Raw genomic sequence first — 26,432 nt, forward strand, 5'->3', positions numbered from 1 at the left:
TGAAGCAAATGGGTAAACATTATTTCGCGGATAAAGATATACAAGTCATTCTGGGTACTTTACTCAGGGTAGGGGTGATCGCTTCGATGCTGGTCGTTTTTATTGGCGGAGTGATTTATTTGAGTGGATATAGCCGTGAAATCATTGATTACAGTGTTTTTAATCCTTCGAAAACAAAATATTCTTCAATTCTGGCTATCTTTCAGGGCTTAAGTGCTTTAGATGGAAGGGCTATTATACAATTCGGAACTTTACTCCTGATTTTTACGCCGGTTACACGCGTCGTTTTTTCGATTTTTGGCTTTCTGATTGAGCGCGATTATTTGTATGTGCTGATTGGCGCGTTTGTATTGTGCGTAATTCTGATCAGTTTGAGTAACAAGCTGGTAGGATAATTAATGGCTTAACTGCGTTTTATCCGATCTCTCCAAAAATAATAGCATTTATTTACAAAATAAATTCGCTAACTATTTGATCATTAAGATTTATTTCTTATTTTTGCCCTCCCTTAATAGGGATGTGTATCCACCTTGAACGAAGCCCTACTGCTTCGATGGGTGTTAAATTTAAAAAAGAAAATGTCAGGTATTATTGGAAAAAAAGTAGGAATGACCAGCATTTTCGACGCCGATGGAAGAAACATTCCATGTACGGTGATCGAAGCTGGGCCTTGTGTAGTTACACAGGTTAAGACCGCAGAGAAAGACGGTTACGTTTCAGTTCAGTTAGGCTTCGATGAAGCTAAAGAAAAGAACACCACCAAGCCTTTAAAAGGCCACTTTGCGAAAGCAAGCACAACTCCAAAACGTAAGTTGGTAGAATTTGAACCGTTTGAGGAATCGTTGAATTTAGGCGATACTGTTACGGTTAACATTTTTGCTGAAGGCGATTTTGTTGATGTAGTTGGTACTTCAAAAGGTAAAGGTTTTCAAGGTGTTGTGAAACGCCATGGATTTGCGGGTGTGGGTGGACAAACTCACGGTCAGCATAACAGAATGCGTGCGCCAGGTTCATTGGGTGCGGCTTCGTATCCAGCACGTGTATTTAAAGGTATGCGTATGGCAGGTAGAATGGGTGGAGATAGAGTGAAGGTTCAGAACTTACAGGTTTTGAAAGTTTATGCAGATCAAAATCTTGTTGTAGTTAGTGGTTCCATTCCAGGAGCTAAAGGTTCTTACGTAATCTTAGACAAGTAAGCAGATGGAATTAAATGTAGTAAACATTTCAGGAAAAGAGACAGGTGCCAAGGTGCAACTTCCTGAGTCGGTATTTGGTGTAACACCTAGCGATCATGCAATTTATTTAGATGTTAAACAGTATTTGGCTAATCAACGTCAGGGTACTCACAAGTCTAAACAACGTAATGAAATCGCTGGTTCAACACGTAAATTGTATAAACAAAAAGGAACTGGTGGTGCTCGTGCGGGTAGTATCAAATCTCCATTGTTTAATGGTGGTGGTCGTGTATTCGGTCCTCAACCACGTGATTACAGTTTTAAACTGAACAAAAAATTAAAATCACTGGCACGTAAATCTGCGTTGTCATACAAAGCTCAGGATTCAAACATCCTTGTTTTAGAAGATTTTACTTTTGATTCAATCAAAACTAAAAATTACATCGCTTTAGTTAATGCGTTAAGCTTAACTGGTGAGAAAACTTTGTTGGTTTTACCTGTTCAGGATAACAATATTTATTTATCAAGCAGAAACATTCAGAAAGTAAAAGTAATTACTGTAGATCAGATCAATACATATGATGTATTAAACTGTGGTAAACTTTTATTAACTGCAAACACTGTTAAAACATTGGAGGAGGCATTTGCCAAGTAATATGGAATTTTTAAAAAAACCAATACTAACCGAAAAAGCATCTGCACTTACAGAAAAGTCCAGCCGCTTTACTTTCCAGGTTGAACACAAAGCAAACAAATTGCAAATTAAACAAGCTATCGAAAAAATGTATGGTGTTAACATCCTTGCAATCAATACTATGATTGTAAACGGAAAGTTAAAATCAAGAAATACAAAAGGTGGTTTAGTTACGGGTCGTAGCCCGAAATACAAAAAAGCGATTGTTACTCTGGCAGCAGGTGAAACAATTGATTATTACGCGAACATTTAATAAGAATTGAATATTTTATAACTATGGGCTTAAGAAAATTTAAACCAGTCACTCCGGGTACCCGCTTTAGAGTTGGGGCCAGTTTTTCGGAGATTACAGCAACCAAGCCCGAAAAATCATTGGTTGTTTCTTCTAAGAAATCGGGAGGACGTAACAATACAGGAAAGATGACTATGCGCTACATGGGTGGTGGTCACAAAAAATCTTACCGTTTAATTGATTTTAAACGTGATAAGTTTGATATTCCTGCAACAGTTGCTACTGTTGAATACGATCCAAACCGTACTGCACGTATCGCATTATTACATTATGCTGATGGTGAGAAGCGTTACATTATTTCACCAGAAGGCTTACAAGTTGGGCAAAAAGTATTATCAGGTGATACAGCGACTCCAGAAGTTGGAAACGCTTTAAAATTATCAAATATCCCTTTGGGATCAATTGTACACAACGTGGAGATTCATCCAGGTCGTGGTGCTCAATTGGCTCGTAGTGCTGGTGCTTATGCACAATTAGCTGCGCGTGATGGTAAATATGCTACATTGAAAATGCCATCAGGTGAGACAAGATTAATCTTGACTACTTGTTTAGCAACTATCGGATCTGTTTCAAATTCAGATCACGCAAATGAAGTATTAGGTAAAGCAGGTCGTAAACGTTGGTTAGGACGTCGTCCTAGAACACGTCCGGTTGCGATGAACCCTGTCGATCACCCAATGGGTGGTGGTGAAGGTCGTTCATCAGGTGGTCAGCCAAGATCAAGGAATGGTATGTATTCTAAAGGCTTCAAGACCCGTCAACTTAAAAAATACTCAAATCGTTTCATCATAGAGAAAAGGAAGAAATAATGGCTCGTTCGATTAAAAAAGGACCTTATATTGACCATAACGTAGAGAAGAAAGTAGTATCTATGAATGATTCAGGCAAAAAGTCTGTCATTAAAACTTGGTCACGCAGATCAATGATCTCACCAGATTTTGTGGGTCATACATTTGCAGTGCATAACGGTAATAAATTTATACCGGTATACGTAACAGAAAACATGGTTGGTCACAAGCTGGGAGAGTTTGCTCCAACCAGAACATTTAGGGGTCACTCTGAAAAGAAAAAATAATTAAGAGATGGAAGCAGTAGCGAAATTAAACAATTGTCCAACCTCACCACGTAAGATGCGTTTGGTTGTAGATCTTATCAGAGGTGAGCGTGTTGAGAAAGCATTACATATTTTAAAATTTACCAATAAAGAAGCGGCAATAAGAGTTGAAAAACTTTTGTTATCAGCCATCAAAAACTGGGAAACTAAAAATGAAGGTTCTCGCCCTGAAGAAAACCAATTATACGTGAAAACGATAATGGTTGGTGGCGGCCGTCAGTTGAAAAGACTGAGACCAGCACCTCAAGGTCGTGGTTACAGAATACGTAAGCGTTCTAACCATGTAACTTTGATAGTAGATAGTAAAAACGTTGAAACTCAAACTAATTAGTAGAAATGGGACAAAAAGCACATCCAATAGGAAACAGGTTAGGAATCATCAGAGGTTGGGATTCTAACTGGTTCGGTGGCAACAACTATGCTGACAAATTAGTTGAGGACGAAAAAATAAGAAAATATCTTTCTGTGCGTATCGCAAAAGGAGGAGTAGCTAAAGTAGTTATCGAGCGTACGTTAAAACGTATCACTGTAACTATCCACACTGCCCGTCCAGGTATCGTGATCGGTAAAGCAGGAGCTGAGGTTGATAAGATCAAAGAAGAGTTAAAGAAATTGACTAAAAAGGAAATTCAAATTAACATTTTTGAGATCAAACGTCCTGAGCTTGATGCACAACTGGTAGCAGAAGGTGTAGCAAAACAATTAGAAGCAAGAATCTCTTTCCGTAGAGCCATGAAGTCAACTATCGCATCAACAATGCGTATGGGTGCTGAAGGTATCAAAATAATGACTTCAGGTCGTTTAGGTGGAGCGGAGATGGCTCGTAACGAGCAGTATAAAGAAGGAAGAATTCCTTTGCATACTTTCCGTGCTGATATTGACTATGCATTAGCTGAAGCATTAACTACTTATGGTAAGATTGGTGTTAAAGTATGGATCTGTAAAGGAGAAGTTTATGGTAAACGTGATCTTTCTCCAAACATTGGTGCAGTAAGTAACGCTCCTGGTAAAGGTGGCAGACCTGAAGGTGCTTTTGGTGCAGGTGGCAGAGACAGAGATAACCGTGGCGGTGGTGACAGAAGAAACGACAACAAAGGTGGTCGTGGAAGAGGTCCAGGTCAGGGTGGTCCAGGTCAAGGCGGTCCAGGTAGAGATAATAGAGGCGGAAACACTCCTAACAGAGGTCCTCGCAAATAATTAGTTAACAGATCGTTTTACGATAATATTAAGATAAAATGTTACAGCCAAAAAGAACGAAGTTCAGAAAGATGCAAAAGGGCAGAATGAAGGGTTTAGCTACACGTGGAGCTGAATTATCATTCGGGTCTTTCGGGATTAAATCTTTAGAGGCGACCTGGATTACAAGTCGTCAGATAGAGGCAGCCCGTATTGCGGTAACTCGTTTCATGAAACGTGAAGGCCAAGTGTGGATTAGAATTTTCCCGGACAAACCGGTTACTAAGAAACCAGCTGAAGTACGTATGGGTAAAGGTAAAGGTGCTCCAGAGTACTGGGTAGCTGTTGTTAGACCAGGACGCATCATTTTTGAAGCTGAAGGTGTATCGTTAGAAGTTGCTAAAGAAGCAATGAGATTAGCTGCTCAAAAATTACCTATCCAAACAAAGTTTGTAGTACGTAGAGATTACGTAGAAGCATAAAAAGAGTTTTGGGGTCAATGTTGTAAGTAACTTGTTTTTATAACCGCTAGACCCAGAACATAAAAATTAATAAAATGAAGAACTCAGAAATCACAGGGCTTTCAAAAGAAGAACTAGTAGTCAGGATTGCAGAAGAAAAAGAAAACTTAGTTAAGTTAAAATTTGCACATACAATTTCGGCTATAGAGAATCCTACCCGTATCACTAAGGTAAGAAAAGACATCGCCCGATTAAATACTGAAATGACTAAGCGTAATGCTGAGTCAGCTAGTGAAACTAAATAACTTTAGAGTCGAAATGGAAAGACAATTAAGAAAAACAAGAACCGGGTTGGTGGTAAGCAACAAAATGGATAAATCTGTTGTTGTAGCGGTAGAACGTAAAGTGAAACATCCGATCTATGGTAAGTTTGTTAAGAAAACTACCAAATTTATGGCTCATGACGAGAAAAACGATTGTGGTATTGGTGATACAGTACTTATCATGGAGACTCGTCCGCTGAGTAAAAACAAGAACTGGAGATTAGTGGAAATTTTAGAGAGGGCTAAATAACATGGTACAACAGGAATCAAGATTAAACGTAGCCGACAATAGCGGCGCAAAACAAGTATTGGTTATCCGTGTACTTGGTGGAACCGGAAAGAGATACGCTTCTATTGGTGACAAAATCGTTGTTACCGTTAAAAGTGCATTGCCTTCAGGTAACATTAAAAAAGGAACCGTTTCTAAAGCAGTTGTTGTAAGAACAAAGAAAGAGATCAGACGTAAAGATGGTTCTTACATCCGTTTCGACGATAATGCAGCAGTCTTATTAAATGCACAAGATGAGCCGCGTGGAACACGTATTTTTGGCCCGGTAGCGAGAGAACTGCGTGAGAAACAATTCATGAAGATTGTATCATTAGCACCGGAGGTATTATAAAATGAAAAATAAAGTAACTGTTCAACCAAAAATTAAAATCCGTAAAGGAGATTTAGTAAAGGTTATCGCTGGTGATTCAAGAGGCCAGGAAGGTAAAGTGCTTTCAGTATTAATTACTAAAAGCAGGATACTGATAGAAGGTGTTAACCTTGTGTCTAAACATACAAAACCAAATGCTGCTAATCCTAACGGAGGTATCATTAAAAAAGAGGCTGCTCTTCATATTTCTAACGTTGCGTTAATTGATCCTAAATCAGGAAAAACTACGCGTGTTGGCAGAAAGCTTAATGCTGATGGGAAATTAGTTAGGGTATCTAAAAAATCAGGAGAGGAGATCAAATAATGACTTACATACCAAGATTAAAGACTAAATACAAAGAGGAAATTGTAGCTGCTCTTAAAGAGAAGTTCAATTACAAAAGCGTAATGCAAGTTCCTAAGTTAGAGAAGATAGCTGTCAACCAAGGTGTTGGTCGTTTCTCTGTAACTGACAAAAAGATTATGGACAGTTCTATTTTAGAAATGAGCACAATCACAGGTCAGCAAGCAGTTGGAGCGAAATCTAAAAAAGATATCTCAAACTTTAAATTACGTAAAGGTATGCCAGTAGGTGTACGTGTAACTTTACGTGACAATAACATGTTTGAGTTTTTAGATCGTTTAATTTCCGTAGCTTTACCACGTATCCGTGATTTCAAAGGTATCAACGATAAAGGATTTGATGGAAAAGGTAATTACACATTAGGTATTACTGAACAAATCATCTTCCCTGAGATCAACATCGACAAAATCTCTAAGATTTTAGGTATGGATATTACCTTTGTAACTTCAGCAACAACTGATGTTGAAGCATTGGAACTTTTAAAGCAATTTGGATTACCGTTTAAAAACCAAACCCTTAATACAGATCAATAATGGCAAAAGAAGGTGTAAAAGCTCGCGAAATTAAGCGCCAGAGATTGGTAGCTAAGTATGCTGACAAACGTGCAGAATTAAAAGCTGCAGGTGATTTCGAAGGATTAGATAAGTTACCAAAAAACTCATCACCAGTACGTTTACACAACCGTTGTAAATTAACTGGCCGTCCACGTGGTTACATGCGTACTTTCGGTATATCAAGGGTTACATTCCGCGATATGGCATTAGCAGGAAAAATTCCTGGAGTTACCAAAGCAAGCTGGTAAAATCGTTTTACGTTAGAGAGTTTTACGCATCATGCGTTTAACTTCTAACGTTATACGTTTAAATAGAAAAATTAACCGATGGAAGGTCGCTCCGAATAGTTCGGAAAGGAAACCACTATCACAAATCAACAAAGATGAATACAGATCCAATAGCAGATTATCTTACAAGAGTAAGAAATGCCATTAAGGCAAATCACAGAATTGTAGAAATTCCTGCATCAAATCTTAAAAAGGAAATTACTAAAGTACTTTTTGACAAAGGTTACATTGCCAACTACAAGTTTGAGGACACAACAGTTCAAGGAACGATTAAAATCGCTTTGAAATACAATCCTATAACTAAAATCCCTGCTATCCGCACATTGATGCGTATCAGCAAGCCAGGTTTAAGGCAGTATGCAGGCGTTGATAATATGCCAAGAGTATTGAACGGTTTAGGTATCGCTATCTTGTCTACTTCTAAAGGAGTTATGACAGATAAAGAAGCGGCCAGACTAAACATTGGTGGCGAAGTTTTGTGTCACGTTTATTAATTAAAGGAGGATAGCAAAATGTCAAGAATAGGAAAAGCCCCAATTAATGTACCTGCTGGAGTAACAATTACAGTTGATAAAGACAATTTAGTAACTGTAAAAGGCCCAAAAGGTGAATTACAACAAGCAGTTGATGTAGACATCACTGTTTCTCAGGAAGACGGTGTAGTTACTGTAACTCGCCCGACTGAACAAAAAAGACACAAAGCATTGCATGGTTTATACCGTTCATTGTTAAACAATATGGTTATTGGTGTAACAGAAGGTTACAAAATCTCTCAGGAATTAGTTGGTGTGGGTTACCGCGCAACTAACACAGGTAATACACTTGATCTTGTTTTAGGTTTCTCTCACCATTATGTATTCCAATTACCGGAAGAGATTAAAGTTACTACGACTTCAGAAAAAGGTCAGACTCCTAAAATTATTTTGGAAAGTATTGACAAACAACTGATCGGTCAAGTAGCAGCGAAAATACGCTCGTTACGTGCACCAGAGCCATATAAAGGTAAAGGTATCAAGTTTGTAGGCGAAGTGTTAAGAAGAAAAGCAGGTAAATCAGCTTCTAAAAAATAATCATCATGGCAGGGAAAAAATTATCTCGTAGAGATCGTATAAAAAAAGGAATCAGAAAAAGACTTACCGGTTCTGAAAGCCGTCCACGTTTATCAGTTTATAGAAGCAATAAAGGAATTTATGCTCAAATCATTAACGACGTAACTGGAAGCACAATCGTATCAGCATCATCATTATCTAAAGATTTTTCTAGTAATGGTAACAAATCAGAGCAATCTGTAGCTGTAGGTAAATTAGTAGCTGAAAAAGCAATCGCAGCTGGCATTAAAGAAGTTGTTTTCGATAGAAATGGCTATTTATACCATGGTCGCGTAAAATCGTTGGCAGAAGGTGCCCGTGAAGCTGGTTTAGTATTTTAATCTGAAAATAGATAAGAATGTCAACTATCAATATAAAAAGAGTTAAGACTAGCGAGGTCGAATTAAAAGACCGTTTAGTTAGTATACAACGTGTTGCCAAAGTAACCAAAGGTGGACGTACTTTCAGTTTCTCAGCTATCGTAGTTGTTGGAGATGAAAACGGAATCGTAGGTTATGGTTTAGGTAAAGCAAAAGAGGTAACTGAAGCAATTGCTAAAGGTATCGATGATGCTAAAAAGAACTTAGTAAAAGTTCCTTTATTAAACGGTACTGTTCCTCACGAACAAATCGGTAAATTCTCAGGTGGTTTTGTATTAATCAAACCAGCTGCAGTAGGTACAGGTGTTATCGCGGGTGGTGCAATGCGTGCTGTATTAGAGAGTGCTGGTGTACACAACGTATTAGCAAAATCAAAAGGTTCATCAAATCCTCACAACGTGGTAAAAGCAACAGTAGATGCTTTAACAAAAATGCGTGATGCTTATACCATCGCTCAGCAACGTGGTGTTGATTTAAACAAAGTTTTTAACGGATAAGAACATGGCTAAGATCAAAATAACCCAGGTAAAAAGTATCATTGACAGAAGCGAGCGTCAAAAAAGAACTATTCAGGCATTAGGTTTAAGAAAAATAAACCATTCTGTAGAAGTTGAAGCTAATGCTGCTATCATTGGAATGATAAGAAAAGTGAATCACTTAGTAGCTATCGAAAGTATATAATTCGCAGAGGTTGTAAATTAGTTTAATTTTGCTAATTTGCAACCTTTGTATATGTTTAACCGTTGCCCTGATTAGTGAAAGCGAAGGGCAGCACAATAAGTTTCAAAATGAACTTAAGTAATTTAAAACCTGCATCAGGTTCTACTAAAAATAGTAAAAGAATAGGTCGTGGTACTGGTTCTGGTCGTGGTGGTACTTCCACTCGTGGTCATAAAGGTGCTGGATCACGTTCTGGTCACAAAACTAAAATCGGTTTTGAAGGTGGTCAAATGCCATTACAACGTCGTGTACCTAAGGTTGGTTTCAAACCAATTAACCGTGTTGAATATGTAGGCGTTAACTTAGACGTGTTACAAGGTTTAGCAGAAAGGTTCAGCTTAACTACTATTGATTTCGCTACTTTGCAAGATCATGGTTTAGCACACAAAAACGATCTTATCAAGATCTTAGGTCGTGGTGAAGTAAAATCTAAAATCGAAGTTAAAGCACATGCTTTTTCTGCAACTGCACAGAAAGCTATTGAAGCTGTTGGAGGCTCAATAGAAAAATTGTAATTAATTATAATTAATGAAGAAGCTCTTTACTACTTTAAGTAATATTTGGAAAATTCAAGAATTAAAAGAGCGTATCGTATTTACGCTCGTAATTCTTTTGGTCTACAGGTTCGTTTCTCACGTGGTTTTACCAGGTGTGGATGCAACAGCTTTAGGCGATAATCAGAAATCTGGTATCCTTGGTCTGCTTGATATGTTTGCCGGAGGTTCATTCTCCCGCGTATCTGTTCTTGCACTTGGGGTAATGCCTTATATTTCTGCATCAATTGTAGTTCAGTTATTAGGTATCGCTGTTCCTTCTTTCCAGAAAATGCAAAAAGAAGGAGAGAGTGGCAGAAATAAACTAAATCAGATTACCCGTTACTTAACTGTAGCTATTACAGCTGTTCAGGCTGTTGGTTATGTAAAGACTCAGGTCCCTGCAGAAGCAATTCTGATTGACCACACTTTATTCTTTGTGCTTGCAACATTTGTTTTATCTGCCGGTACCTTGTTTGTTATGTGGTTAGGGGAAAAAATTACTGATAAAGGTATAGGAAATGGTATTTCACTAATCATTATGGTTGGTATTATCGCACGTCTTCCGATAGCTTTACAACAGGAGATCAGTTCAAGATTTGTTGGAGATGGTGGCTTAATCGCGCTTGTTCTGGAAATCGTAGCACTGTTTGCTGTAGTAATGTTTACTATCCTTATTGTTCAGGGTGTCCGTAAGGTTCCTGTTCAATATGCAAAACGTATTGTTGGTAACAGACAATTCGGTGGCGTAAGACAATACATTCCATTGAAAGTGAATGCTGCTGGTGTAATGCCAATCATCTTTGCTCAGGCATTGATGTTTATTCCAACCACAGTAACTCAGTTCTTTCCTAAATTGCAGAATACCTGGTTAATCCAGTTTAGTGATCCTACTTCACTGGCTTATAGCTTAACGTTTGCATTTTTAATCATTGCTTTCACATTCTTCTATACTGCGATTACTGTTAATCCGGTACAGATGTCTGATGATATGAAGAAAAATGGCGGTTTCATTCCTGGTATCAAACCAGGCTTGTCAACTTCATCTTATATAGATGATGTAATTTCTAAGATCACCTTTCCAGGGTCAGTATTCTTAGCAATTATCGCTATCCTTCCATCGATTGCGGTAAAATTCGGTATCAAATCTGAATTCGCGCATTTCTATGGTGGTACATCACTGCTTATTTTAGTGGGTGTTGTGTTGGATACTTTGCAACAGATTGAAAGTTATTTATTAATGCGTCATTATGATGGATTAATGAAAACAGGAAGAGTAACAGGTCGTACAGGTGTAGCCGCTGCAAATACAAGCAGTAGCAATGCTGTAATTTAATATTGAATGTCTAAGGTTTATTATAAGTCTCCCGAAGAAGTAGAGCTAATCAGGGAAAGCTCATTATTGGTGTCTAAGACGCTTGCAGAAGTCGCAAAGATCATTGCACCAGGAGTTACAACGATGCAGTTAAATAAACTCGCGGAGACTTATATACAAGATAACGGAGCAATCCCTGCATTTCTAAACTATAACGGATTTCCATATTCACTTTGTATTTCTCCAAATGAGCAGGTTGTTCATGGATTTCCAGGTGATTATGTGATACAGGAAGGCGATTTAATTTCTGTCGATTGTGGTGTTATTAAGAACAACTTCTTTGGTGACTCGGCTTATACTTTCTCTATTGGAGAGATTAGCCCTGAACGTCAGAAGCTGGTTGATATCACTCAGGAATGTTTAAAACGTGCCATTGATAAAGCTGTTGTTGGATCCCGTATCGGTGATGTAGGATTCGCGGTTCAGTCTTTAGCGGAGGAGAACGGTTTTGGTGTAGTGAGAGAGCTTGTTGGTCACGGTGTTGGCGTTAAATTGCATGAGAAGCCCGAAGTACCAAACTATGGTAAACGGGGCACAGGGATGAAATTAGAGGAAGGAATGGTAATTGCCATAGAGCCAATGATTAACGCCGGTACTGCTAATGTAAAGTTTTGGTCTGATGGATGGACTGTTACGAGTCGTGATGATTCACCGTCGGCACATTTTGAGCACACAATTGCTGTTAAAAAGGGCAAAGCAGACGTTTTATCGACCTTTTCATTTATTGAAGAAGTTTTAAAAGAAAAAAGGTAAATAATTAAATATTTTTATTTAATTTTGCAACCCTGTTTAATAGCAGCTAATCAAGTAAAAATCAATATTATATGGCTAAACAAGCCTCGATTGAACAAGACGGTGTAATAAGAGAAGCATTATCAAATGCCATGTTCCGCGTTGAGCTGGAGAATGGTCACGAGATTATCGCTCATATCTCAGGTAAAATGAGGATGCACTACATTAAGATATTACCTGGGGACAAAGTAAAATTAGAGATGTCGCCTTACGATTTATCAAAGGGCAGGATTACTTATAGATATAAATAAAATGAAAGTTAGGTCATCAATTAAAAAACGCAGCGCTGATTGCAAGATTATTCGTCGTAAAGGTAAACTTTACGTAATCAACAAGAAAAATCCTAAGTACAAGCAGCGTCAAGGTTAAGAAAAAATTATTGAGGTATGATTAGATTGAATGTACAGGTTACTCAATCTGTCGTCAATTAATCAAACATTTAGTACAAATATGGCAAGGATATCAGGTATAGATTTACCAAGAAACAAAAGAGGCGAAATTGGACTAACTTACATCTTTGGTGTAGGCAGATCAACTGCTCAGCGTATATTAACTGAGGCAGGTATCGATTTTAGCAAAAAAGTACAAGACTGGTCTGATGAAGAGTTATCAGCGATACGTACAATCATTAACGACGGAATTAAAGTAGAAGGTGCTTTACGTTCTGAAGTTCAGTTAAACATTAAACGTTTAATGGATATTGGTTGTTACCGCGGATTACGTCACAGAAAAGGTTTACCGGTACGTGGACAACGTACTAAGAACAATTCTCGTACTCGTAAAGGCAAGAGAAAAACAGTTGCTAACAAGAAAAAAGCTACTAAATAAAATTAGTAACGAATAATAATTATGGCTAAGAGTAAAAAAGTAACCAAAAAGCGTATTGTTGTTATTGAACCAGTTGGTCAAGCACATATCAATGCGACTTTTAATAATATCATTGTTACCCTAACAAATAACAACGGTCAAACTATTTCATGGTCTTCAGCTGGTAAAATGGGCTTCAAGGGTTCTAAAAAGAACACTCCATACGCTGCCGGACAAGCTGCATCTGATTGTGGTAAAGTAGCTTTTGATTTAGGTCTGCGTAAAGTAGAAGTATTTGTTAAAGGTCCAGGTTCAGGTCGTGAGTCTGCAATTAGAACATTGCAAATCTCTGGTATCGAAGTTACCTCAATCAAAGATATTACACCGCTTCCACACAATGGATGTCGTCCTCCTAAGAAGAGAAGAGTTTAATTTATTAATTTTTAAAGCTAAGAGTCTACAGTTTAAGGCTGTATGATACTTTAAAACAAAAAGAAATGGCAAGATATACAGGACCAAAATCCAAAATCGCGCGTAAATTCAGAGAACCAATTTTTGGTCCTGATAAAGTATTAGATAGAAAAAACTATCCTCCTGGACAGCACGGTGCGTCTAAAAGAAGAGGTAAACAATCTGAGTATTCAGTACAGTTAATGGAGAAACAAAAAGTTAAATACACTTATGGTGTGTTAGAACGTCAGTTCCGTAACTTGTTTACTAAAGCATCTTCCCGTCAGGGCATTACAGGTGATAACTTATTACAATTATTAGAAGCTCGTTTAGATAATACAGTTTATAGATTAGGTATTGCAACTACTCGTTCTGCTGCTCGTCAGTTAGTTAGCCATAAACACGTAACAGTGAACGGTGAAGTAGTAAATATCCCTTCTTATCAATTGAAAGCTGGTGACGTTATTGCAGTTCGTGAGAAATCTAAAACTCTTGAAAGCATCACTAATTCAGTAGCAGGAAGAGTAATCAATAAGTTTAATTGGTTAGATTGGAATGCATCGGAATTAAGTGGTAAGTTCTTAACTTATCCAAATCGCGACGAGATTCCAGAAAATATCAAAGAAAACCTTATTATAGAGTTGTACTCTAAGTAATAAATTTAGTTAAAGCCTTTTATACAGGCTTTAACTATTTTACGTTACATAATTTTAATAACGATCTAAAAACATTATAAATGGCAATTTTAGCATTTCAGAAACCCGATAAGGTCATCATGCAGAAATCAACGGATTTCGATGGTATATTTGAATTTCGTCCTTTAGAACCCGGTTTCGGTGTAACAATTGGTAATGCCTTAAGAAGAATTTTACTTTCTTCTTTAGAGGGGTATGCCATTACAAGTATTCGTTTTTCTGGCGTATCACATGAATTTTCTACAATGAAAGGTGTTGTAGAAGATTTAACTGAAATTATCCTTAATTTAAAACAAGTTCGTTTTAAAAAAGCTGGTGATTCAGGTGAATCTGAAAAAGTCTTTATTGTAGTTAATGGCCAGGATCAATTTCTAGCAGGAGACATAACTAAATTCTCTAACAACTTCGAAGTCCTTAATCCGGAATTCGTAATTTGTAACATGGAGAAATCAGTTACTTTAGAGGTAGAATTAACTATCAATAAAGGACGTGGTTATGTTCCAGCTGAAGAAAATAAAATTAATGATGCTGTAGTTGGTGTAATTGCGATCGATTCGATCTTTACTCCAATGAAAAATGTAAAATACACGATTGAAAACTATCGTGTTGAGCAAAAGACAGATTATGAAAAATTAATTTTAGATATTTCTACTGATGGATCTATTCATCCTGAAGAAGCATTAAAAGAAGCAGCTAAAATTCTAATTCAGCATTTCATGTTGTTCTCTGATGAGAACTTAGTATTAGAGTCTCAGGCTAAAGAAGAAACTAAAGAAGTTGACGAGGAAATTTTACATATGCGTAAAATCCTTAAAACTGAATTAGTTGATCTTGATTTATCAGTTCGTGCATTAAACTGCTTAAAAGCAGCGGATATCCGCACATTAGCTGATTTAGTTTCTTATGATGTAGCTGATATGTTAAAATTCAGAAACTTCGGTAAGAAATCATTAACTGAAATCCAGGAATTAGTAAAATCTAAAAGCTTATCATTCGGTATGAATTTAGGTAAATACAAACTGGACGAAGAATAACAACAGACAAATAACAATATTGTTAATAGTGTGTAATTCCCTCTTTAATTCAGAAGAGACGGTGCACACTGAATAAAAAAAAAATGAGACACGGTAAAAAACACAATCACTTAGGCAGAACTAAGTCCCATCGTAAAGCGATGTTGGCTAACATGGCCTCATCATTGATCAAACACAAAAGAATCTCTACTACTTTAGCAAAAGCAAAAGCTTTGCGTATGTATGTTGAGCCTCTGATCACTAAATCTAAAAACGATACTACTCACTCTCGTCGTACAGTTTTTAGTTATTTACAGGACAAAGATTCAGTTACTGAATTGTTCCGTGACATAGCTGCAAAAGTTGCTAACCGTCCGGGTGGTTACACCAGAATTATCAAGTTAAACAATCGTTTAGGTGATAATGCTGAGATGGCATTCATCGAACTTGTTGATTACAACGAAGTTTACGGTAAAGAAGTTGCTACTGAAGAGAAGAAAACAACACGTCGTGGTAGAAGTAAAGCTACTACTAAGAAAGCTGATGCTACTGATGCTCCTGCTAAAGCAGAAGCTGCAGCTGACACTGAAGCTGTTGTTGAAGCTCCTGCAGCTGAAGAAACAAAAGAAGATAAAGGAGAATAATATTCTTCCTCATCGAAATACAGAAAGCCCTGTTCTTAGTTGGACAGGGCTTTTCTTATATATGTGTACGTGTGTGTGATCATTATAAATCTGTTTAAATAATGAAATTGTTTACAGACTCTAAATCTATAATTTTATGTCCAATCAATCTATCCTTCAGGAATTCCATAAGCAGTTAGCAGACAGTATCCCTGCTAATTTATTTATAAAGATTTCCCTTGGTAATTACCAGGGCAATGACAAGGAACTAAAGAATGTATATGTACGCCGGATAAAGATTAAAAAAGTAGAAATGCTTTCTTTTACTTACCGGAATAAAACAAGGGATATTGTAAAAAACTTTTCGATTGAGGATGGCCTGACCAGAATTAGTCATTTTATCAGCAATGACTTTAGAATCTGTACTTTTTTTAGCACAGAAAAAGAAGTAATTGTTGAACATGATAAAAAAGGAGTGATCACTGTTAGAGAAAGGCTCCTCAAGACTGCAGCTCCGGTTGTACTGACTCACGATAAAGAGAAGAAAAGATTGATTCAGCCTGCTGGTAAAAACTACTTGCAGGAATTAAATATCACTGATGCAACCGGGACAGTATATAAGAATGCACAGGATAAGTATAAACAGATTAATCAATATGTAGCTTTATTGGATCCGCTGATCCGGACTTTGCCTGCTAGCAAGTTTAAAAAGGTAGTGGATATGGGATCAGGTAAAGGTTACCTTACTTTTGCTTTATATGATTACCTGGTTAATGTTTTAAAGATAGAAGCGCAGGTAACTGGTGTGGAATATCGTCAGGATCTGGTGGAGCTGTGTAATAAAATAGCTTCGAAGTCAAACTTTAAAGGACTGGATTTTGTTCAGGGTACTATTGAAGATTATGCGGCTGAAGAGATCAACCTGTTAATTGCTTTACATGCCTGCGATACGGCTACTGATGATGCAATTTATAAGGGCATCAAAGGGAATGCAGAACTTATTGTTGTTGCACCTTGCTGTCATAAGCAGATCAGAAGACAAATAGAAAAAGGAAAGGCAGTAAATGAACTGGACTTTTTAACGAAGTATGGTATCTTTTTAGAGCGTCAGGCAGAAATGGTGACTGATGGTATCAGGGCATTGATACTGGAATATTTTGGATACAAAACGAAGGTATTTGAATTTATTTCAGATGCACATACCCCGAAGAATGTACTAGTTGTGGGGGTGAAAACCAAAGAACAAGCAATAGATAAAGAAGAGATTTTAGAGAAGATTAAACGGACAAAAGAATATTTTGGCATTGAGTATCATCATCTTGAAACATTAGTCAAGTTTTGATGCCTTTGCAGCCATGAAAAATGTCAATTATGACAACCTGTCAGAATTGTAAAAGGTTTTCATTTACATTTTAACCAAAATCTAAAAAGGAGTGCCTGTTTAACTGACAAATGCCAATTGGCACATTGCTTGTTAAATAGAATTAGGAAATAAGAATTCATAACATAAACAAAGATAAAATAGCATGTCAAAAATTATTGGTATAGACTTAGGAACAACAAACTCTTGCGTAGCCGTAATGGAAGGTAACGAACCTGTAGTTATAGCCAACAGTGAGGGGAAACGTACAACGCCATCCATTGTTGCTTTTGCAGAAAATGGTGAACGTAAAGTAGGTGATTCTGCAAAACGCCAGGCAATCACTAACCCAACAAAAACAATTTATTCAATCAAGCGTTTCATGGGCAGCAGCTTTGCTGAGGTTGCTAAAGAAACTGGTCGCGTACCTTACAAAGTTGTTAAGGGTGACAACAATACTCCACGTGTTGAAATTGATGACCGTAAATACACTCCACAGGAAATTTCTGCAATGATCTTGCAAAAAATGAAAAAAACTGCGGAAGACTTTTTAGGTCATGAAGTAACAGAAGCAGTTATTACTGTTCCTGCTTATTTCAACGATGCTCAACGTCAGGCTACTAAAGAAGCTGGTGAAATCGCTGGTTTAACAGTTAAACGTATCATCAACGAGCCAACTGCAGCTGCTTTAGCTTACGGTTTGGACAAAGCACATAAAGACATGAAAATTGTTGTGTTTGACTGTGGTGGTGGTACTCATGACGTTTCGGTATTAGAATTAGGTGATGGTGTATTTGAAGTAAAATCTACTGACGGTGATACGCACTTAGGTGGTGATGACTTTGACCACATTATCATTGACTGGTTAGCTGCTGAATTCAAAGCTGAAAATGGTATGGACCTTAATCAGGATCCAATGGCATTACAACGTTTGAAAGAAGCTGCTGAAAAAGCTAAAATTGAGCTTTCAAGCACTACTTCTACAGAAGTTAACTTACCATATATCACTGCTGATGCAAGCGGACCAAAACACTTAGTCAGAACTTTAAGCCGTGCTAAATTTGAGCAATTGGCTGCTGATTTGATCAAACGTACTATCGAGCCTTGTAAATCTGCATTAAAAAATGCTGGTTTAAAAACTTCTGATATCGATGAAATCATTTTAGTTGGTGGTTCTACTCGTATTCCAGCTATTCAGGAAGCAGTAAAAGCATTCTTCGGTAAAGATCCTTCTAAAGGTGTAAACCCTGATGAGGTTGTAGCTATCGGTGCTGCAATTCAAGGTGGTGTTTTAACTGGTGAGGTTAAAGATGTATTGTTATTAGACGTAACTCCTCTTTCATTAGGTATTGAGACTATGGGTGGTGTAATGACTAAATTAATTGAAGCGAATACTACTATTCCTTCTAAAAAAGCAGAAACTTTCTCTACAGCTGCAGATAACCAGCCTTCGGTAGAAATCCACATCTTACAAGGTGAGCGTCCAATGGCTGCTCAGAACCGTACGATTGGTCGTTTTATCTTAGACGGTATACCTCCATCTCCACGTGGTGTTCCTCAGGTTGAAGTTGCTTTTGACATTGATGCGAATGGTATCTTACACGTAAGTGCAAAAGATAAAGCTACTGGTAAAGAGCAAAAAATTCGTATTGAGGCTTCATCAGGTTTAACTGAAGAAGAAATCAAAAGAATGAGAGAAGAAGCTGAGCAAAATGCTGATGCTGATAAAATCGCTAAAGAAGAAGCTGATAAAATCAACAGTGCTGATGCTTTAATTTTCTCTACTGAGAAACAATTGAAAGAATTCGGTGATAAGATCTCTGCTGATAAAAAAGCTCCGATTGAAGCTGGTTTAGCTAAATTACAAGCAGCACACGCTGCAAGAAGTTTTGCTGATATTGATGCAGCTCAGGAAGAATTACAAGCAGCATGGAATGAGGCATCTGAAGAGATGTACAAAGCTGGTCAGGACGGTGGTGCACCTGCTGAAGGTGGTGCTCAGTCAAACGGTCAAACAGCTGATGCTGCTGACAACGTTACTGATGTTGACTTCGAAGAAGTAAAAGACGATAAGAAATAATCGAATCGTAATTATATAAAAAAGAGGGTAACTGAAAAGTTATCCTCTTTTTTTATGCTTTATGTTTTTCTCAGTTCAAATCATATCAGATGGGCGCAAAATAAAAGCCCTTAAAACTTAATTTAAGGGCTTTTGATAGCTTTATTAAGCTAAAGTATATTTAGGTGTTATTTCCACAGATTTTCTGGGTAAATGCCATCTTTAACGAGTTGGTCGATAGAAGCCTGTACAATCGGTTTGTCTTCTTTATAAGTTACACCAAACCATTTGCTATCTGTAGGAACTACTTTAAAATCTGCAGTCTCTGAGCTCAATAAGCTGTCGGCTACCAATGGAATGAAAAACTCTGCTTTAGGGTTATCTTTGTTCGCATGTGCAAAGTCTCTGAAAAGTTCTTCAGATATTTTAAACATTTCTGGTGTAAATCCCCAGAAGTTCATAGATACACGGGTATCTAATGACAAAGGATATTGTTTTTCGTCTTCTTCGTAAACGATAGCCTCTCCCTCACGAAGTACTTTTGTACGTTCAATGATTTCTTCCAGGTAACCGTCTGCGCTTACTTTACATACACCACGTGATACTGATCCGTAATCTGATAAAGTTTTACCGATCTCATAACCAATCATGGAATAGTTGCTGCCAGTAACTTCAGTAGTTAAAAACTTAACCATTTTTTCATAAGCGTCCAGTCCGTAAAAATCATCTGCATTAATTACACAGAATGGCTCTTTTATAGCATGTCTGGCTGCAAGAACGGCATGCGCTGTTCCCCATGGTTTACTTCTTTCTATTTCAATATCAATTCCATATTGTTTAAGATCGAAATTCTGAAATACGTAATCCGTTTCTATTTTACCTTCAAGCTTGGCATCAAAGATAGCTTTGAAGTTTTCTACATATTCTTCTTTGATAATAAACACTACTTTACCAAAGCCAGCTTTGATAGCATCATAGATAGAATAGTCAATTATGGTCTCTCCGTTCGGACCAAAACCATCAATTTGTTTCATGCTGCCATAGCGACTTGCCATACCGGCTGCGAGTATTAATAACGTAGGTTTCATTGATTCTTATTTTTTTAGTTCAAAAAGGTGCCCTGTATACATGGCTGCCATAAAAAAGCGTGTCTGAAAAATCAAACACGCTGAATAGGCTGTGAAGATAAATCTTATTTATTGTATTTAAAATCGTGGTCTTTCTTTATGTTCAATAAAGAATGGTAGATCAGACTGATCACATTATCTACATCTTCTTTATGGATCATTTCGACAGTAGTATGCATATAACGCAATGGCAGCGAAATTAGTGCTGAAGGCACACCGCCATTTGAATAAGCGAAAGCATCAGTGTCAGTTCCTGTAGAACGTGATGAAGCCTGGCGTTGGAACGGAATGTCATTTTTCTCCGCTGTTTCAATCAGTAATTTATTCAGGTTTGTTTGTACCGCTGGTGCGTAAGATACAACAGGCCCTTTACCGCAGGCTAAATCTCCCTGAGTTATTTTATTGATCATTGGTGTAGAAGTATCATGGGTAACATCGGTTACGATAGCTACATGAGGTTTAATGCGGTGTGCAATCATTTCTGCACCTCTTAAACCTATTTCTTCCTGTACAGAGTTTACAATGTATAAAGCGAAAGGTAATTTCTGCTTGTTTTCTTTCAGTAAGCGTGCTACTTCTGCAATCATAAATCCACCTGCACGGTTATCTAAAGCACGGCCTACATAGTAACGGTCATTCAATACCATGAATTCATCTTCATAAGTAATTACACAACCTACATGTACACCTAATGCTTCAACTTCTTCTTTAGTGGTGCAACCACAATCCAGGAAAATGTTCTTTAAAGCAGGTGCTTCTTCTTTTTCTCCTGCACCTCGTGTGTGGATCGCAGGCCATCCGAATACTGCTTTGACTAATCCGTTATCGGTATGGATATTTACGCGCTTAGAGGGGGCAATCTGATGATCTGAACCACCATTTCTGATCACATAAATTAACCCGTCATTAGTGATATAGTTTACAAACCATGAAATTTCATCAGCATGTGCTTCTATGACCACTCTATATTCTGCTTTTGGGTTGATTACACCAACTGCGGTGCCGTAGTTATCGATAAAACTTTCATCGATATAAGGTTTCAGGTAGTCTAACCAAAGTTTCTGACCTGGGTATTCAAATCCCGTAGGGGATGGGTTATTAATATATTCTTCAAAAAACTGGAGTGATTTCTTAGTTACGACAGATACATGTTTCTGCTTCTCGTCTTTCTTTTTAGCCATCTTTATATATTTATGATCAACTTTAACTTATTTGAATAGAGTTCTATATTATAACGGAATATTTCCGTGTTTTTTACGTGGGTTATTCACTACTTTATTTTCCAGCATTTTAAATGCCTTAATTAATTTGATCCTGGTGTCTGCAGGTTCAATAACTTCGTCTATAAAGCCGCGTTCTGCTGCCCGGTATGGATTGGCGAAGATTTCGGCATATAGCTTTTCTTTTTCCAGTAATTTCGCGGCCGGATCAGCTGCATTGGTTATTTCCTTCTTAAAAATAATCTCTGCTGCACCTTTTGCACCCATTACGGCAATCTCAGCCGTTGGCCATGCATAGTTCATGTCTGCACCTATGTGTTTGGAGTTCATGACATCATAGGCACCCCCGTATGCTTTTCTGATAATTACAGTAATTCTTGGCACTGTAGCTTCACTGAATGCATAAAGCAATTTCGCACCGTTTTTGATAATGCCATTCCACTCCTGGTCTGTACCGGGGAGGAATCCGGGAACGTCTTCCAGTACCAATAGCGGAATGTTAAAGCAGTCACAGAATCTGACAAAGCGGGCTGCCTTGACTGAGGCATTGCTATCTAATACCCCTGCAAGATAAGCTGGCTGGTTGGCCACAATTCCAATGCTTCTGCCTGCAAGACGGGCAAAACCGACTACAATATTTTCTGCATAATCTTTATGTACTTCCAGGAAACTCCCGGAATCACTGAGCTGATCAATTACGCCCCTTACATCATAAGGTTGGTTTGCATTGTCAGGGATAATTTTATTTAAGGGTGCTCTGGATTCATCCTGATCTGGTTTATAAGCTAAAATTGCAGGAGTTTCCTCACAATTTTGTGGCATATAACTCAGTAATTGTTTAATATGGTTGATTGCGTCAAGCTCATTTACACAAGAAAAATGAGTAACTCCCGATTTTGTAGCGTGTGTGCTTGCTCCGCCTAGTTCTTCTGAGCTGACTTCTTCATGTGTAACGGTTTTAACCACGTTAGGGCCCGTCACAAACATATAAGAAGTGTTTTCTACCATCAGGGTGAAATCAGTGATTGCAGGAGAGTAAACTGCACCGCCGGCACAAGGGCCCATAATTGCGGAGAGTTGCGGGATTACCCCTGATGCTTGTACGTTCCGGTAAAAGATATCTGCATATCCACCTAAGGATACTACGCCTTCCTGGATACGTGCGCCACCACTATCATTTAATCCGATTAAAGGAGCTCCTGTTTTCAGGGCCATCTCCATAATCTTACATATTTTTTCTGCGTGAGTTTCGGAAAGTGAACCGCCGAAAATGGTAAAGTCCTGGGAAAAAATATAAACAAGTCTGCCATTGATATCTCCATAACCGGTTACTACACCATCACCAGGATATTTTTCTGTCTCCATACCAAAGTCTGTACTTCTATGGGTAACAAACATCCCGATCTCTTCAAAAGAACCCTCATCCATTAGAAAATGGATACGTTCTCTTGCGGTTAGTTTACCTTTTTTATGCTGACTATCTATTCTTTGCGGGCCGCCGCCTGCATGTGCCTGTTCTATTTTATCCTGTAGTAACTTTATCTTATTATCCATGGAATTAAACTCAGTTTTTATAAATGTATAGGAACGTTTTTAAATTTATAAATTAAAATTGTTTATCACTTATTTTCTGTTGAAACAAGATGGATTTTAAATGGGGCCGGATTACCAGCGATATTGTAAGCGTGTGGTAAAGACGTCGTCTCTGATATCCTTATTATAATTTGTCAATTGCGTAGGGGAGTTGATCACCCGCTCATTATAGACTGTAAGTTTTAAACGTGAACTGAATAAATAAGTCATCCCGTAACCCAGGGTACTGAATTTAATATCACCCGCAGTCGTATTGTTATCCAGGCCAATCTGATCTTCGTTGATCTTGCTGTTCGGGTCATAAACATCATAAGCAAGCAATGCGCTAAACTTACTTTTTAAGATTTGCTGTGTAAACCAAATATAACAGCCTGAGAAATTACGCAGGTAAAGATCTGTAGCGGGCTGGGTAGAAAAACTCTGACTAGCCAATGTACCACTAATTGCGCTTGAAGCAGCTACTCCTGGTTGTATGCCGGCAACGTATTCAGCTTTCAGACTGGTTGTTCCAAAGGTATTATCATATTGGATCTGCACATTTCCGCCATAATAATTTCTTTTCAAATTGGCGCCCTTGTAAGACGGATCTGTGTTTTTGGTAAATCCATTGCCATTATCCGTATAGTAAGACTCGGTCGCATTGCGCACTGAGCCTTTATAAATTGATCCGCCAAAACCAATATGAAGCTTTTTATTGGCCAGACTGTCAAACTTGAAGGAAAGATTACCAATTACATCTTTTTTAGAGTCGTAATCCCTTGCGAAAAGTCCGCTTCCATTAACCACAGCAACATCTATATTCAGAAAACGAAGTTCTTTAATAGGTTGATAGGACAACATGGCGCCAATGTCGCGTTCACGCGGCATAATGGTTTGAAAGACTCTGGCACGCTCAGGAAAATCCCGGTAGCCGGAAGAATAGACAATCGAATAACCAAAAGGCCTGTTGAAAAGACCAGCAGTTAGTTGAAAACGCTTGTTGTCGGGTTGGTGAAGTTGAATAAAGGCATCCATCAATTGTACGCCATTTTGTGTCGCATCGATTTGAAAGACGATGCTGGAATATTTATCTACCCGGTCAATTTTAAGGCGACCTCTGCGGATAATAAAACGATTGTCAGAGTTTTCTGAAAAATCTCCGCCCGAAAAAGACGAAATCCCTGGGGATTGTGCTTTTTGAAACTGCGTCTGAAGATAACCAGTGATCTTAATATCATGGATATCATAAGAAGAAGGCGCATTATTACTTTGACTGAGGACTAACAGCGGATAAAATAAAACCAGGGTTAGCAGGTATCTTTTCATAGGTATGTATTGTGATCAGGTTTAGGAACTGCGAAAGTACAGTTAATGCTAAATTAATCCACAGGTAATCTGGGAATTTTGAGAATCAAAATTGCTGCTGAAAACTTAATTACATTTTTTTTACATATTTTTTTGATAAAAAGTGCTCCTGGGTATTACATTTGGAAAGTAAAAAAAGCTGAATACACACAGGATGTCCTTTTATAAGTATCGATTACATATTGTTATAGCCTTCATAAGCATCTTCACAGTGAAGATGATTATTTCTGCTGCACCAGTATTTGTCGGTCATATGGATAAGAATACGATCAAAAGTGTTATTCTGCAATTAGAGCAGGAACATAGTTCTGATTGTGATTCAGGAAAGTCTTTACTCAAATTCATCGACTATAAACCAATTGATTTTCATAACACCTATACCTATGTGCCATTATTGGTAGATTTTGGAATCAGGAACTGTTATATTGATCACTTCAAAAGGTATGTAGATCCTTATCATCCATCGGTACCCACTCCGCCGCCTAACTTTTGCTGATTTTTTATTGATTAAACGGTTAAACCCATCGGGATTAAGCGTAGTTAAATAATTATAAGTAATAATTAGCATTAATGTTATGCAGAATGGAAACTCAATCTCCTCAAAGGCTGGATTGAAGAAATATATCTTAAAAAAGAATTTAAAGCGCGATTTCCCGGCTAGTATAGTCGTGTTTTTAGTGGCCCTGCCGTTGTGTTTGGGAATAGCCCTGGCTTCGGGCGCACCATTATTCGCCGGTTTGATCACTGGCGTTATTGGAGGAATAGTTGTAGCCAGTGTCAGTGGATCACAGTTAAGTGTGAGTGGTCCTGCTGCTGGTTTAACGGTAATTGTATTGGGAGCTATTGCTCACCTGGGTAGTTATCAGACATTCTTACTGGCAGTGATGCTGGCAGGATTGATGCAGATTGTGCTGGGTATGATCAAAGCAGGTACAATTGGTAACTATTTTCCCTCAAGTGTAATTGAAGGGATGCTCGCCGCAATTGGACTAATCCTGATTTTAAAGCAACTGCCACATGCATTAGGTGTAGATAAAGATTTTCTGGATGAAAGCTTAAGCAGTGGTCCGATGTTTAATATTGTAGGACAAGCACTAAAAATGCTCAATCCCGCTGCAATGATCATCACTGTGCTTTCCATTGCTATCCTGATTTTCTGGCCAAAATTCAAAAAGCTGAGTGCTGTACCAGCTCCGTTACTGGTTGTTATACTAGGTATAGGGTTAACGCTGTTTTTTCAGCAAACGCAATTCGCGTTAAAAGCTGAACAGATGGTTAATATCCCTGTCGTGAGCGGATGGGGTGAATTCTCGAACCTGTTTACAATGCCGGATTTTTCTGCCATTACCAATAAGGAAGTCTGGATTGTTGCCTTAACGATAGCTGTTGTGGCAAGTTTAGAAACGTTGCTGAGTATCGAGGCTGTAGATAAGATTGATCCTGTAAAAAGAGTTTCACCAACCAACAGAGAGCTGATTGCACAGGGCCTGGGAAATATGACAAGCGGTTTGCTTGGCGGTTTACCTATGACCTCTGTAATTGTGAGAAGTTCTGCAAACGTAAATGCCGGTGGAAAGACAAAAATGTCTGCCATTTTACATGGTTGCTGGTTACTATTGTCTTTCCTTTTTATACCAGGGCTGATCAACATGGTCCCGCTTGCCTGTCTGGCAGCAATTCTTTTGGTGACTGGTTATAAACTGACAAGAATCAGTTTATTCAAGCATATGTATCATAAAGGATGGGATCAATTCGTTCCATTTGTGATTACAGTTGTTGCCGTTTTATTAACTGACTTATTAAAAGGTGTGGCTATCGGTATGTTGTTGTCTGTATTTTATTTACTGCGGACCAATATGCGTAATCCATTCTTTTACAAGATCCATGAAGAAGGAAACAAGAAAAATCTGAGAATTAAACTGTCTGAGGAAGTTTCATTTCTGAACAAGGCAGCCATACAGGTTGTATTGACAAAAATCCCTCAGGAAACCAATGTTATTATTGATGGAAGCAACTCCAGATATATCCATCCGGATGTACTGGAAACCATTTACAATTTCAAACATAATGCTTATACAAAGGGGATTATAGTTACCTTAGTTGAGATAAAAGAGCATTATATAGTACCAAAGATAACTGACAAAATTATTGAAGATATTCATAAAATATAAATAT

General features: G+C 37.9%; 38 protein-coding genes. 34 read left to right on the forward strand and 4 right to left on the reverse strand.

Going from position 1 to position 26,432, the window contains the following annotated elements:
• Window positions 1-8 precede the first annotated feature (8 nt).
• The 32 genes from ABIB30_RS07280 (at window position 9) to dnaK (ending at window position 18,994) form a co-directional block, all read left to right on the forward strand.
• Window positions 9-395 carry a DUF1634 domain-containing protein gene (locus tag ABIB30_RS07280; protein ID WP_354300631.1) on the forward strand — a complete coding sequence of 129 codons (387 nt, stop codon included), beginning with the start codon at window positions 9-11 and terminating at the stop codon, window positions 393-395.
• A 183-nt stretch (window positions 396-578) separates the two neighbouring features.
• The gene (gene rplC / locus ABIB30_RS07285; RefSeq protein ID WP_354300633.1) at window positions 579-1,196 is read left to right on the forward strand and encodes a 50S ribosomal protein L3; all 618 of its coding nucleotides are present in this window, start codon (window positions 579-581) and stop codon (window positions 1,194-1,196) included.
• Window positions 1,197-1,200: 4 nt separating this feature from the next.
• Window positions 1,201-1,830, forward strand: a complete 630-nt coding sequence (gene rplD, locus ABIB30_RS07290) for a 50S ribosomal protein L4 (RefSeq protein WP_068403503.1) — start codon at window positions 1,201-1,203, stop codon at window positions 1,828-1,830.
• 1 nt (window position 1,831) lies between these two features.
• Entirely contained in the window at window positions 1,832-2,122 is a 291-nt protein-coding gene (rplW, locus tag ABIB30_RS07295; protein ID WP_068403500.1) for a 50S ribosomal protein L23, read from the forward strand.
• A gap of 23 nt (window positions 2,123-2,145) precedes the next feature.
• Window positions 2,146-2,970 (forward strand): 50S ribosomal protein L2, encoded by an 825-nt coding sequence (gene rplB, locus ABIB30_RS07300; protein WP_068403499.1) that lies wholly within the window; start codon window positions 2,146-2,148, stop codon window positions 2,968-2,970.
• Window positions 2,970-3,236, forward strand: a complete 267-nt coding sequence (gene rpsS, locus ABIB30_RS07305; protein ID WP_008244581.1) for a 30S ribosomal protein S19 — start codon at window positions 2,970-2,972, stop codon at window positions 3,234-3,236. The genes rplB and rpsS overlap by 1 nt, the downstream gene beginning before the upstream one ends.
• Window positions 3,237-3,243: 7 nt before the next feature.
• Window positions 3,244-3,606, forward strand: coding sequence for a 50S ribosomal protein L22 (rplV, locus tag ABIB30_RS07310; RefSeq protein WP_037442604.1), 363 nt, complete (start codon window positions 3,244-3,246; stop codon window positions 3,604-3,606).
• Window positions 3,607-3,611: 5 nt separating this feature from the next.
• On the forward strand, window positions 3,612-4,472 hold the full coding sequence (gene rpsC, locus ABIB30_RS07315) for a 30S ribosomal protein S3 (protein WP_041878513.1): 861 nt from the start codon (window positions 3,612-3,614) through the stop codon (window positions 4,470-4,472).
• A gap of 38 nt (window positions 4,473-4,510) precedes the next feature.
• Window positions 4,511-4,933 carry a 50S ribosomal protein L16 gene (gene rplP, locus ABIB30_RS07320; protein WP_068403497.1) on the forward strand — a complete coding sequence of 141 codons (423 nt, stop codon included), beginning with the start codon at window positions 4,511-4,513 and terminating at the stop codon, window positions 4,931-4,933.
• Window positions 4,934-5,007: 74 nt separating this feature from the next.
• Window positions 5,008-5,217, forward strand: coding sequence for a 50S ribosomal protein L29 (gene rpmC / locus ABIB30_RS07325; RefSeq protein ID WP_068403496.1), 210 nt, complete (start codon window positions 5,008-5,010; stop codon window positions 5,215-5,217).
• A 13-nt stretch (window positions 5,218-5,230) separates the two neighbouring features.
• Window positions 5,231-5,485, forward strand: a complete 255-nt coding sequence (gene rpsQ / locus ABIB30_RS07330) for a 30S ribosomal protein S17 (protein WP_037442595.1) — start codon at window positions 5,231-5,233, stop codon at window positions 5,483-5,485.
• Between the two features lies 1 nt (window position 5,486).
• Window positions 5,487-5,855 carry a 50S ribosomal protein L14 gene (rplN, locus tag ABIB30_RS07335; protein WP_041878524.1) on the forward strand — a complete coding sequence of 123 codons (369 nt, stop codon included), beginning with the start codon at window positions 5,487-5,489 and terminating at the stop codon, window positions 5,853-5,855.
• Window position 5,856: 1 nt separating this feature from the next.
• Window positions 5,857-6,198 (forward strand): 50S ribosomal protein L24, encoded by a 342-nt coding sequence (gene rplX / locus ABIB30_RS07340; protein WP_068403495.1) that lies wholly within the window; start codon window positions 5,857-5,859, stop codon window positions 6,196-6,198.
• Window positions 6,198-6,770, forward strand: a complete 573-nt coding sequence (gene rplE / locus ABIB30_RS07345; RefSeq protein ID WP_068403493.1) for a 50S ribosomal protein L5 — start codon at window positions 6,198-6,200, stop codon at window positions 6,768-6,770. The genes rplX and rplE overlap by 1 nt, the downstream gene beginning before the upstream one ends.
• Window positions 6,770-7,039 carry a 30S ribosomal protein S14 gene (gene rpsN / locus ABIB30_RS07350; protein ID WP_041878530.1) on the forward strand — a complete coding sequence of 90 codons (270 nt, stop codon included), beginning with the start codon at window positions 6,770-6,772 and terminating at the stop codon, window positions 7,037-7,039. The genes rplE and rpsN overlap by 1 nt, the downstream gene beginning before the upstream one ends.
• A gap of 134 nt (window positions 7,040-7,173) precedes the next feature.
• Complete coding sequence (rpsH, locus tag ABIB30_RS07355) at window positions 7,174-7,572, forward strand: 30S ribosomal protein S8 (protein WP_111633992.1); 399 nt, start codon at window positions 7,174-7,176, stop codon at window positions 7,570-7,572.
• Window positions 7,573-7,590: 18 nt separating this feature from the next.
• Complete coding sequence (rplF, locus tag ABIB30_RS07360) at window positions 7,591-8,148, forward strand: 50S ribosomal protein L6 (protein WP_354300639.1); 558 nt, start codon at window positions 7,591-7,593, stop codon at window positions 8,146-8,148.
• A 5-nt stretch (window positions 8,149-8,153) separates the two neighbouring features.
• On the forward strand, window positions 8,154-8,507 hold the full coding sequence (rplR, locus tag ABIB30_RS07365) for a 50S ribosomal protein L18 (RefSeq protein WP_068403486.1): 354 nt from the start codon (window positions 8,154-8,156) through the stop codon (window positions 8,505-8,507).
• Window positions 8,508-8,524: 17 nt separating this feature from the next.
• Entirely contained in the window at window positions 8,525-9,043 is a 519-nt protein-coding gene (gene rpsE / locus ABIB30_RS07370) for a 30S ribosomal protein S5 (RefSeq protein ID WP_068403483.1), read from the forward strand.
• A gap of 4 nt (window positions 9,044-9,047) precedes the next feature.
• The gene (rpmD, locus tag ABIB30_RS07375; protein ID WP_068403481.1) at window positions 9,048-9,227 is read left to right on the forward strand and encodes a 50S ribosomal protein L30; all 180 of its coding nucleotides are present in this window, start codon (window positions 9,048-9,050) and stop codon (window positions 9,225-9,227) included.
• A 107-nt stretch (window positions 9,228-9,334) separates the two neighbouring features.
• On the forward strand, window positions 9,335-9,781 hold the full coding sequence (gene rplO, locus ABIB30_RS07380) for a 50S ribosomal protein L15 (protein WP_068407681.1): 447 nt from the start codon (window positions 9,335-9,337) through the stop codon (window positions 9,779-9,781).
• A 13-nt stretch (window positions 9,782-9,794) separates the two neighbouring features.
• The gene (secY, locus tag ABIB30_RS07385; RefSeq protein ID WP_111633993.1) at window positions 9,795-11,135 is read left to right on the forward strand and encodes a preprotein translocase subunit SecY; all 1,341 of its coding nucleotides are present in this window, start codon (window positions 9,795-9,797) and stop codon (window positions 11,133-11,135) included.
• A gap of 6 nt (window positions 11,136-11,141) precedes the next feature.
• Window positions 11,142-11,927, forward strand: coding sequence for a type I methionyl aminopeptidase (gene map / locus ABIB30_RS07390; protein ID WP_354300643.1), 786 nt, complete (start codon window positions 11,142-11,144; stop codon window positions 11,925-11,927).
• 71 nt (window positions 11,928-11,998) lie between these two features.
• Window positions 11,999-12,217, forward strand: coding sequence for a translation initiation factor IF-1 (infA, locus tag ABIB30_RS07395; protein ID WP_008244555.1), 219 nt, complete (start codon window positions 11,999-12,001; stop codon window positions 12,215-12,217).
• A gap of 1 nt (window position 12,218) precedes the next feature.
• Window positions 12,219-12,335: a 50S ribosomal protein L36 gene (rpmJ, locus tag ABIB30_RS07400; protein WP_010599887.1), complete on the forward strand. Its 117-nt coding sequence runs from the start codon at window positions 12,219-12,221 to the stop codon at window positions 12,333-12,335.
• 81 nt (window positions 12,336-12,416) lie between these two features.
• A complete protein-coding gene (rpsM, locus tag ABIB30_RS07405) occupies window positions 12,417-12,794 on the forward strand; it encodes a 30S ribosomal protein S13 (RefSeq protein WP_068403475.1) in 378 nt (125 codons plus the stop codon).
• 21 nt (window positions 12,795-12,815) lie between these two features.
• Window positions 12,816-13,205, forward strand: coding sequence for a 30S ribosomal protein S11 (gene rpsK / locus ABIB30_RS07410; protein WP_041878538.1), 390 nt, complete (start codon window positions 12,816-12,818; stop codon window positions 13,203-13,205).
• A gap of 65 nt (window positions 13,206-13,270) precedes the next feature.
• A complete protein-coding gene (rpsD, locus tag ABIB30_RS07415) occupies window positions 13,271-13,879 on the forward strand; it encodes a 30S ribosomal protein S4 (RefSeq protein ID WP_068403473.1) in 609 nt (202 codons plus the stop codon).
• 80 nt (window positions 13,880-13,959) lie between these two features.
• Window positions 13,960-14,952 carry a DNA-directed RNA polymerase subunit alpha gene (locus ABIB30_RS07420; protein ID WP_068403471.1) on the forward strand — a complete coding sequence of 331 codons (993 nt, stop codon included), beginning with the start codon at window positions 13,960-13,962 and terminating at the stop codon, window positions 14,950-14,952.
• Window positions 14,953-15,035: 83 nt separating this feature from the next.
• Window positions 15,036-15,575 (forward strand): 50S ribosomal protein L17, encoded by a 540-nt coding sequence (gene rplQ / locus ABIB30_RS07425; protein ID WP_111633995.1) that lies wholly within the window; start codon window positions 15,036-15,038, stop codon window positions 15,573-15,575.
• Between the two features lie 136 nt (window positions 15,576-15,711).
• Window positions 15,712-16,896 carry a class I SAM-dependent methyltransferase gene (locus ABIB30_RS07430; protein ID WP_354300648.1) on the forward strand — a complete coding sequence of 395 codons (1,185 nt, stop codon included), beginning with the start codon at window positions 15,712-15,714 and terminating at the stop codon, window positions 16,894-16,896.
• Window positions 16,897-17,080: 184 nt separating this feature from the next.
• Window positions 17,081-18,994 (forward strand): molecular chaperone DnaK, encoded by a 1,914-nt coding sequence (gene dnaK / locus ABIB30_RS07435; RefSeq protein WP_354300650.1) that lies wholly within the window; start codon window positions 17,081-17,083, stop codon window positions 18,992-18,994.
• Window positions 18,995-19,161: 167 nt separating this feature from the next.
• Here the strand turns inward: dnaK and ABIB30_RS07440 are convergent, their stop codons facing one another.
• From ABIB30_RS07440 to ABIB30_RS07455, 4 genes are all read right to left on the reverse strand, one after another.
• Window positions 19,162-20,061, reverse strand: coding sequence for a nucleotidyltransferase family protein (locus ABIB30_RS07440; protein ID WP_354300652.1), 900 nt, complete (start codon window positions 20,059-20,061; stop codon window positions 19,162-19,164).
• Between the two features lie 104 nt (window positions 20,062-20,165).
• Window positions 20,166-21,281, reverse strand: coding sequence for a M42 family metallopeptidase (locus tag ABIB30_RS07445; protein WP_068403461.1), 1,116 nt, complete (start codon window positions 21,279-21,281; stop codon window positions 20,166-20,168).
• A 48-nt stretch (window positions 21,282-21,329) separates the two neighbouring features.
• On the reverse strand, window positions 21,330-22,874 hold the full coding sequence (locus ABIB30_RS07450) for an acyl-CoA carboxylase subunit beta (RefSeq protein ID WP_354300654.1): 1,545 nt from the start codon (window positions 22,872-22,874) through the stop codon (window positions 21,330-21,332).
• Between the two features lie 111 nt (window positions 22,875-22,985).
• Window positions 22,986-24,218, reverse strand: coding sequence for a porin (locus tag ABIB30_RS07455; RefSeq protein WP_354300656.1), 1,233 nt, complete (start codon window positions 24,216-24,218; stop codon window positions 22,986-22,988).
• Window positions 24,219-24,474: 256 nt separating this feature from the next.
• Here ABIB30_RS07455 and ABIB30_RS07460 point away from each other — a divergent pair, with 256 nt between their 5' ends.
• Together ABIB30_RS07460 and ABIB30_RS07465 are read left to right on the forward strand one after the other, a co-directional pair.
• A complete protein-coding gene (locus ABIB30_RS07460) occupies window positions 24,475-24,753 on the forward strand; it encodes a hypothetical protein (protein WP_354300796.1) in 279 nt (92 codons plus the stop codon).
• Between the two features lie 79 nt (window positions 24,754-24,832).
• On the forward strand, window positions 24,833-26,428 hold the full coding sequence (locus ABIB30_RS07465; protein ID WP_354300658.1) for a SulP family inorganic anion transporter: 1,596 nt from the start codon (window positions 24,833-24,835) through the stop codon (window positions 26,426-26,428).
• Window positions 26,429-26,432: the final 4 nt, after the last annotated feature.

It is taken from the genome of Pedobacter sp. UYP1 (genome assembly GCF_040547305.1).
In the GTDB taxonomy this organism is placed as follows: domain Bacteria; phylum Bacteroidota; class Bacteroidia; order Sphingobacteriales; family Sphingobacteriaceae; genus Pedobacter.

Bases quoted from the DNA above. Each gene is read 5' to 3' on its own strand.
- map (WP_354300643.1), top strand. From the start codon at position 11,142: ATGTCTAAGGTTTATTATAAGTCTCCCGAAGAAGTAGAGCTAATCAGG.
- rplP (WP_068403497.1), top strand. From the start codon at position 4,511: ATGTTACAGCCAAAAAGAACGAAGTTCAGAAAGATGCAAAAGGGCAGA.
- rpmJ (WP_010599887.1), top strand. From the start codon at position 12,219: ATGAAAGTTAGGTCATCAATTAAAAAACGCAGCGCTGATTGCAAGATT.
- ABIB30_RS07420 (WP_068403471.1), top strand. From the start codon at position 13,960: ATGGCAATTTTAGCATTTCAGAAACCCGATAAGGTCATCATGCAGAAA.
- rplE (WP_068403493.1), top strand. From the start codon at position 6,198: ATGACTTACATACCAAGATTAAAGACTAAATACAAAGAGGAAATTGTA.
- ABIB30_RS07465 (WP_354300658.1), top strand. From the start codon at position 24,833: ATGCAGAATGGAAACTCAATCTCCTCAAAGGCTGGATTGAAGAAATAT.
- infA (WP_008244555.1), top strand. From the start codon at position 11,999: ATGGCTAAACAAGCCTCGATTGAACAAGACGGTGTAATAAGAGAAGCA.
- dnaK (WP_354300650.1), top strand. From the start codon at position 17,081: ATGTCAAAAATTATTGGTATAGACTTAGGAACAACAAACTCTTGCGTA.
- ABIB30_RS07460 (WP_354300796.1), top strand. From the start codon at position 24,475: ATGATTATTTCTGCTGCACCAGTATTTGTCGGTCATATGGATAAGAAT.
- ABIB30_RS07280 (WP_354300631.1), top strand. From the start codon at position 9: ATGGGTAAACATTATTTCGCGGATAAAGATATACAAGTCATTCTGGGT.
- rplN (WP_041878524.1), top strand. From the start codon at position 5,487: ATGGTACAACAGGAATCAAGATTAAACGTAGCCGACAATAGCGGCGCA.
- rpsE (WP_068403483.1), top strand. From the start codon at position 8,525: ATGTCAACTATCAATATAAAAAGAGTTAAGACTAGCGAGGTCGAATTA.
- rpsS (WP_008244581.1), top strand. From the start codon at position 2,970: ATGGCTCGTTCGATTAAAAAAGGACCTTATATTGACCATAACGTAGAG.
- ABIB30_RS07445 (WP_068403461.1), bottom strand. From the start codon at position 21,281: ATGGCTAAAAAGAAAGACGAGAAGCAGAAACATGTATCTGTCGTAACT.
- rpsC (WP_041878513.1), top strand. From the start codon at position 3,612: ATGGGACAAAAAGCACATCCAATAGGAAACAGGTTAGGAATCATCAGA.
- rpmC (WP_068403496.1), top strand. From the start codon at position 5,008: ATGAAGAACTCAGAAATCACAGGGCTTTCAAAAGAAGAACTAGTAGTC.
- rpsD (WP_068403473.1), top strand. From the start codon at position 13,271: ATGGCAAGATATACAGGACCAAAATCCAAAATCGCGCGTAAATTCAGA.
- rplR (WP_068403486.1), top strand. From the start codon at position 8,154: ATGGCAGGGAAAAAATTATCTCGTAGAGATCGTATAAAAAAAGGAATC.
- rplV (WP_037442604.1), top strand. From the start codon at position 3,244: ATGGAAGCAGTAGCGAAATTAAACAATTGTCCAACCTCACCACGTAAG.
- ABIB30_RS07450 (WP_354300654.1), bottom strand. From the start codon at position 22,874: ATGGATAATAAGATAAAGTTACTACAGGATAAAATAGAACAGGCACAT.
- ABIB30_RS07440 (WP_354300652.1), bottom strand. From the start codon at position 20,061: ATGAAACCTACGTTATTAATACTCGCAGCCGGTATGGCAAGTCGCTAT.
- rpmD (WP_068403481.1), top strand. From the start codon at position 9,048: ATGGCTAAGATCAAAATAACCCAGGTAAAAAGTATCATTGACAGAAGC.
- rpsQ (WP_037442595.1), top strand. From the start codon at position 5,231: ATGGAAAGACAATTAAGAAAAACAAGAACCGGGTTGGTGGTAAGCAAC.
- rpsM (WP_068403475.1), top strand. From the start codon at position 12,417: ATGGCAAGGATATCAGGTATAGATTTACCAAGAAACAAAAGAGGCGAA.
- rplW (WP_068403500.1), top strand. From the start codon at position 1,832: ATGGAATTTTTAAAAAAACCAATACTAACCGAAAAAGCATCTGCACTT.
- secY (WP_111633993.1), top strand. From the start codon at position 9,795: ATGAAGAAGCTCTTTACTACTTTAAGTAATATTTGGAAAATTCAAGAA.
- ABIB30_RS07430 (WP_354300648.1), top strand. From the start codon at position 15,712: ATGTCCAATCAATCTATCCTTCAGGAATTCCATAAGCAGTTAGCAGAC.
- rplD (WP_068403503.1), top strand. From the start codon at position 1,201: ATGGAATTAAATGTAGTAAACATTTCAGGAAAAGAGACAGGTGCCAAG.
- rpsK (WP_041878538.1), top strand. From the start codon at position 12,816: ATGGCTAAGAGTAAAAAAGTAACCAAAAAGCGTATTGTTGTTATTGAA.
- rpsN (WP_041878530.1), top strand. From the start codon at position 6,770: ATGGCAAAAGAAGGTGTAAAAGCTCGCGAAATTAAGCGCCAGAGATTG.
- ABIB30_RS07455 (WP_354300656.1), bottom strand. From the start codon at position 24,218: ATGAAAAGATACCTGCTAACCCTGGTTTTATTTTATCCGCTGTTAGTC.
- rpsH (WP_111633992.1), top strand. From the start codon at position 7,174: ATGAATACAGATCCAATAGCAGATTATCTTACAAGAGTAAGAAATGCC.
- rplO (WP_068407681.1), top strand. From the start codon at position 9,335: ATGAACTTAAGTAATTTAAAACCTGCATCAGGTTCTACTAAAAATAGT.
- rplX (WP_068403495.1), top strand. From the start codon at position 5,857: ATGAAAAATAAAGTAACTGTTCAACCAAAAATTAAAATCCGTAAAGGA.
- rplB (WP_068403499.1), top strand. From the start codon at position 2,146: ATGGGCTTAAGAAAATTTAAACCAGTCACTCCGGGTACCCGCTTTAGA.
- rplC (WP_354300633.1), top strand. From the start codon at position 579: ATGTCAGGTATTATTGGAAAAAAAGTAGGAATGACCAGCATTTTCGAC.
- rplQ (WP_111633995.1), top strand. From the start codon at position 15,036: ATGAGACACGGTAAAAAACACAATCACTTAGGCAGAACTAAGTCCCAT.
- rplF (WP_354300639.1), top strand. From the start codon at position 7,591: ATGTCAAGAATAGGAAAAGCCCCAATTAATGTACCTGCTGGAGTAACA.